Genomic DNA, 5,484 nt, shown 5'->3' on the forward strand with positions numbered 1-5,484 from the left:
AGCCACGTTCCCAGCCCAACCGCTAACGCCCTGACCAGCCCGCCTTCCCCAAGGCAATGGACGAGAGGGACATCAACTCGCGTAACGCCCTCTGACAGTGAACGATCCGGCACTTGCCATGGCCCTCTGAGGCGAACGTTCGCGTCCATGAGGGCATGACGTCGCCAACGGTAAGAACGATCAGGCCGTCGTCGAATCAGTGAAGTCGCCGGTCTCAGCCGGTATCAGGCTGGGCGCTCGGCAAGGACCAGCCGCATGAGCTCGGCTCGCGAGGTGATGTCGGTCTTCTGGAAGACCTTGCGCAGGTGATAGTCCACCGTTCGCGGGCTGAGGAACAGCTGGGCGGCGATCTCCCGGTTGGTCAGCCCTTCACCGACGGCCAGCGTGATGCGCAGTTCCTGCGCGGTGAGCGTGCTCAACGCTCCCGCTTCCGGGGTGCGTACCGACTCCCCCGTCGCGCGCAGCTCGCTCAGCGCACGATCGGCCCAGGCGAGCGCGCCGATCCGGCGGAAGGTCTCCACCGCGCCGCGCAAGTGATGCTGTGCCTCCGAACGTCGCCGGTCACGCCGCAACCGCTCGCCGAGCAGCAGCTCGGTCCTGGCCTGCTCCAGCGGGGCGTCGAAGCCGGCGTGCAGTCTCAGGCTCTCCGCGTAGTGGTCGTCGGCAGCGCCATCGGTGCTGATCAGTGCCCGGCAACGGGCCGCGAGCGCGGCCGGCTCCAGCGAGACCGAATGCCTGGCCCACCCGACGTAGCGGGCCGTGGCCGCAGCCGCCCGCTGGTGCTCGCCGGCCCGGACCAGCGCTTCGACAAGGTCGGGGACGACTCCCACGACCAGGTCCGGGGGCGTGTCGGTGTCCCAGCCACCGACCGCCTCCAAGTGCCGCGCGGCCTCCCGATATCTGCCTGCGCCCAGCTCGATGAGGCCGAGTGCGCGCAGAGCATAGGACCGCGCGTCGGCCAGCCTGCGGCTGCTCGCTTCGGCCAGGACGTCGGCGGCCAGCCGGGCGGCGTCGGGACGGCCCTGAACCGCCGCGCACACGGCGAGCAGCCCCCGATTTCGGCAAGCCGTACTCGGCTGGCCCACCTCCACGGCGAACTGGTAGCCCTCCTCGGCGTACGCCTCGGCGAGCCCGAACCTGCCACGTGCGATCTCGTCGGCGGCCTGGTACTCGAGATTCCAGGCGAGCGCGCCCAGCGATCCGCTGGTACGCGCCAGCCGCCCGGCGTCACGGTACAGGCGCCTGCTCAGCTCGTGCTCGCCGAGCCCGCGAGCCAGGGCCCCAGCCAGAGTCATCAAAATCGGATCAGTGAGAGACTCGATCGCGGTGCCGTCGCCCGCCATGGCAGGTGCCACATCACGACCGGAACGGGTCTGACAAGTACGGCGCAGGAGCAGCAGCACCGCGTCCTCCGGATCGTCCGGCGCCAGCGCGATGTTCTCCAGCCAGCCGCCGAGCTCCGACCATACCTGCGGCCGGTTGGCGCGGGTGCCCAGGTCGCCGTACATCGCAACGGTAGGCGTGAACCGGCGCCGATCAAGGCGCAGTACGCGCGGGATCAATGGCCTGATGAGGTCCATCGCGTCCTCGGGAGAGCCGGCGAACTCGGCCACGATGGCGCGCATCACCGCCAGCGGTATCCGGTCCTCCTCGTGGAGCTGGAGATCGCCCTCCGCCCGGTCGAGCAGTTTCACAGCCTTCTCGGTGAACCCGCCCAGGGCGGCGGCGTGCGCGGCGGACCACAGCCGCCGCCCCCTGCGCGGGCCGTCCGCGGTGAGCTCGGCCGCCCTCGCCAGCGCGGCCATGGCCGCGGCGGGGCCACCGCGCAGAGCGGCCTGCTCGGCCGAGCGCTCCAGCTCCTCGGCGGCCTGCTCGTCGGGGCCCACCACGGCCTGGCCGAGATGCCAGGCACGGCGATGCTGGTCGGCCGGGCTGTCGAAGGCCGCGGCAAGGGCTCGATGGATCGCGGCCCGCCGGTCGGCCGTGGCGCTGTGATAGATCGCGGATCGGATCAGCGGATGCCGGAACACCAGCCGCGTCCCGTCGTAGGTCAGGAGCTCGTCGAGCTCGGCGCGGTGCAGCGGGCCGGTGTCGGCCCGCAGCGTCGCGGCCGCTTTCTCGAGGGTGTCGACACCACCGGTGCCGTGGGCGGCGATGAGCTGCAGCAGCGGCAGCGACGTGGAGTGCCGCGCCCGGACCTTGGCCAGGAACGACCGCTGCAACTCGTCGGTAATGGCGATCGGCTCGTGCGTGCCCTCCGGGGGCTGCGGCCTTCCGGCGAGCTCGATCAGGGCCAGCGGGTTCCCGCCCGTGGCGGTCAGCAGGTGGTTCTGCTCGCTGTCGGTCAGCCGCCGCTCACCGAGGCGCTCGGCGAGCAGCGCCTCGGCAGCCTCGCGGCCCAGGCCCATGAGCGGGACGCGGCGCACGTCGGGCAGGTCGGCGCCGTGCCCCTCATCGGCCCGTGCGGCCAGCGCCAGCACGATGGGCTCGTTGTCCAGGCGGCGGGCGACGAACGCCAGCGTCTTCAGCGTCGGCTGGTCCGCCCAGTGGGCGTCGTCGACGACGCACAGCACAGGCCGGGTGCCGGCCAGCAGGGACAACAACGACAGGGTCGACAACGCCACCAGGAACGGATCCGGTGGTGCTCCGTGTGCACGCCCGAACAGGATGTTCAGGGCCTGCGCCTGCGGGCCCGGCAACTCGTCCACCGAGCCGAGCACGGGGAACAACAACTGGTGCAGGGTCGCGTACGCGAGATCGGACTCCGGCGCGGAGCCGACGGCGCGCAGCATCAGGAAGCCGGCCGCCCGCTCCTGCGCGTGGGACAGCAGGGTGGTCTTGCCGATCCCCGGCTCCCCGAGCAGGATCACCCCGCCGCCGCGTCCCTCGGCGGCGTGCCGCAGCAACGACTCGAGCAGATCTGTCTCGTCGTCTCTCCCCAGCACACGCCGAGCATAGAAACCCCCTGGCACCTGTGACAAAGCGCCCCCGGGACCGGCGACTTCGCCGATGCGCCCGCCGCGGTGCTCCGCCTAACGTCGGACCGCATCACGGGGAGACCGGCGAAGGAGACCGAGGGCGAGGACACCATGCGACGTGGGGCGATGAGCGGTCGCGTCGCGATCGTGACAGGGGCCGGCCCGGGTGTGGGCGCCGCCGTGTCCCGCGCGCTGAGCGAGTCCGGCGCGAGCGTGGTCCTGGCGGCCCGCGGCGGCCGGGCCGTGGCGGGCCTGGCCGGCGACATCATCGCGGCCGGAGGTCACGCCGTCGCCGTCTCGATGGACGTCACCGACCCGGTCTCGATGCAGCGGCTGGTCGAACAGACGCTCGGCGCGTTCGGCCGGCTCGACGCAGCGTTCAACCACCTCCAGGCGCAGGAGGTCTCCGTGGCGATGAGACACCAGATCCCCGCGATGCGACGCGCGAACGGCGGCCACATCATCAACCTGGCGTCAGGCGCCGGCAGGCAAGCCGCCGTCATCGAGTTGACGCGCACGACGGCGCTGAACGTCGCCGACCCCGGCCTGCGGATCAACGCCATCGCCGCAGAAGCGCACGCCAGTGCGGAGGAGATCGGCGAGGCTGTCGTGTGGCTGTGCTCGGACTACTCCCCGCTCGTCACCGGCGCTACGTTGTACCTTCCGCGCGACCCGATGTCCCCAGGTCAGTAGCTCCGCGCCACCAGGGCCGCGTCACGTCGCACCCAGCCGAGCAGGGCGGAGCCGCGGTTGCGCTGGAAGGGCAGACCCACATGGGCGAGGCCGGGCACCGGGGCTGACTCCGCCAGTGTGCAATGGCCGTCCATCGGACAGGGCGCCGGGGATGCCCACCAAACCGTAGTCGCAGCTCCCGGGCCCGCCTCCTGCTGGCAGTCGAGCAGGAAATGACCGCACGACCCAGGGTCGGACGGATGCTTCCTCTCGCGCTGACCGAGCGCACTCCGTAGGGAGAACAGCAGCTGAGTTGTGACGCTCTTCCCATACCGGTCACGCAGATGCGCTCTTCTTCGCACGGCACCGGTCATGTGCGTCAAGCCGCCCCGCGGTCGCCGCCGACCAGGGATGGCTGCGAGGCTTCCAGCGCGGCGCGGATGGCCTGCTCCACGCTGTGGTGAATGTTGAACGTGTCCTCGATCCCGGTGACGTGCAGCAGGTGCGCCGGTGCTCGCTGCACCGCTGCCACGTGCAGGCCGGCGCCGTTGCGGCGGGCGACGAGGTGGGTGTGCAGCAGGACGTGCAGCGCCGAGCCGCTCATGAAGGGCACCTCGCTCAGGTCGAGCACGATGTGGTCGCCGGGGTGGCGGCGGATGCGGCTGATGTAGTCGTCGAGGAGGTAGGCGTTGGTGATGTCCATCTCCCCGGCTACCGCGATCACGGTCACGCCAGGCAGGTACTGGAAACTGAACGTCAGCGACGGCACAGCAGCGGACCTCCATCAGAGCCCAGGGGGGACGGGCACGTGTCCGATGCCGCCACCTTACGCCCTCTCTCCGCCTCGGGCGCTACCCCCGATGCAAGCCGCCAGGTGGAGGATTTCCCAGCTCATCCAGGTTTAAACGGAAAGGTCCCGGCCATCGCTACTCGGCGTTCAGCCGCTTCGGTGCGGCCGGGTCACACCCGCTCGAGCCACTGCACCACTTCGACGGATGCCCCGGACGGCGAGAACGACCTGCCTTCCGGTGGCGCGCAGGCGCGTATCTACACCCCGATGAATCAGGATGCGGGTCCAAACGACGGCCCCAGCCACGACCAGGTGCGAACCGGTGCCGTCGTTCGGACCCGCCGTGACGCAGCCAGGAGCACATGAAGCCCGGAACTGAACCGCTCCGGCTTTCGTGACAGCGGCCCTAGGACTGTCATCCCGCCTGGCGCGCTGGAGGGTATGCAAAGTGTCGGTCGGCCTGGCCGCCTCGATGTGACGGCGAAATATTGATCAACATCTGGTAGGCGCGGCCGTAACCGGGCTATCCCGCAGGTGGCGGGTCCCATAGTGGCTCCGTTCGCGGACACCTGTTCACCGAAACGGATCGCCCATGCACGTTCGCACTGCCGTGGTGGCAGCCATCCTCGCCGTCGTGCTCACCCCTGCCACGGCCTCAGCTCAGCCCACGGGCGGCTGGCACGACGATGCCGGCTGGGGATCGGTCACCGTCTCAGCTGATCGGCACCACATCACGGTGTGTGACCTGCGCAATGACGGGCGGGCCGTACGGGTCGAGTACGCAACCACCTACCTGCAGAAGTGGACGGTCGTGGACACCAACGGGGCCCGCTGGGGCTGCGGAACCGATTCCACCTTCGTCAGCCGCATCACCGTGTTCAAGCTGTGCGAAGGACGCACGTTCGGCACCTGCCGTCCCTCCGTCTGGGTCTCGCGAAGCGGCTTCTTGGGGGGGTATCACTCCAGGTGTGGAAATGATCACCAAACGTAGACGGAAGTCTGCAAAGATCATTGACCATCTCGGGGGAGAACACGATCATGTCC

The 5,484-nt window shown here is 70.0% G+C and carries 4 protein-coding genes; 2 read left to right on the forward strand and 2 right to left on the reverse strand.

Annotated elements, in window-relative coordinates; genetic code table 11:
• Positions 1–224: 224 nt before the first annotated feature.
• Positions 225–2,945, reverse strand: coding sequence for an AAA family ATPase (locus AB0K28_RS51520; RefSeq protein WP_364385996.1), 2,721 nt, complete (start codon positions 2,943–2,945; stop codon positions 225–227).
• 159 nt (positions 2,946–3,104) lie between these two features.
• On the opposite strand from AB0K28_RS51520, the gene AB0K28_RS51525 reads away from it, so the two are divergent.
• On the forward strand, positions 3,105–3,671 hold the full coding sequence (locus AB0K28_RS51525; RefSeq protein WP_364385999.1) for an SDR family oxidoreductase: 567 nt from the start codon (positions 3,105–3,107) through the stop codon (positions 3,669–3,671).
• Positions 3,672–4,029: 358 nt separating this feature from the next.
• On the opposite strand, the gene AB0K28_RS51530 is transcribed toward AB0K28_RS51525, so the two are convergent.
• The gene (locus AB0K28_RS51530) at positions 4,030–4,419 is read right to left on the reverse strand and encodes an STAS domain-containing protein (RefSeq protein WP_364386002.1); all 390 of its coding nucleotides are present in this window, start codon (positions 4,417–4,419) and stop codon (positions 4,030–4,032) included.
• Between the two features lie 613 nt (positions 4,420–5,032).
• Here AB0K28_RS51530 and AB0K28_RS51535 point away from each other — a divergent pair.
• A complete protein-coding gene (locus tag AB0K28_RS51535) occupies positions 5,033–5,431 on the forward strand; it encodes a hypothetical protein (RefSeq protein ID WP_364386005.1) in 399 nt (132 codons plus the stop codon).
• Positions 5,432–5,484 lie beyond the last annotated feature (53 nt).

The sequence above is a fragment of the Nonomuraea sp. NPDC049504 genome, from assembly GCF_040676845.1.
In the GTDB taxonomy this organism is placed as follows: domain Bacteria; phylum Actinomycetota; class Actinomycetes; order Streptosporangiales; family Streptosporangiaceae; genus Nonomuraea; species Nonomuraea salmonea.

What these genes read in the sequence shown, in the direction of transcription:
- AB0K28_RS51525 (WP_364385999.1), top strand. Translation starts at nt 3,105, where the DNA reads ATGAGCGGTCGCGTCGCGATCGTGACAGGGGCCGGCCCGGGTGTGGGC.
- AB0K28_RS51535 (WP_364386005.1), top strand. Translation starts at nt 5,033, where the DNA reads ATGCACGTTCGCACTGCCGTGGTGGCAGCCATCCTCGCCGTCGTGCTC.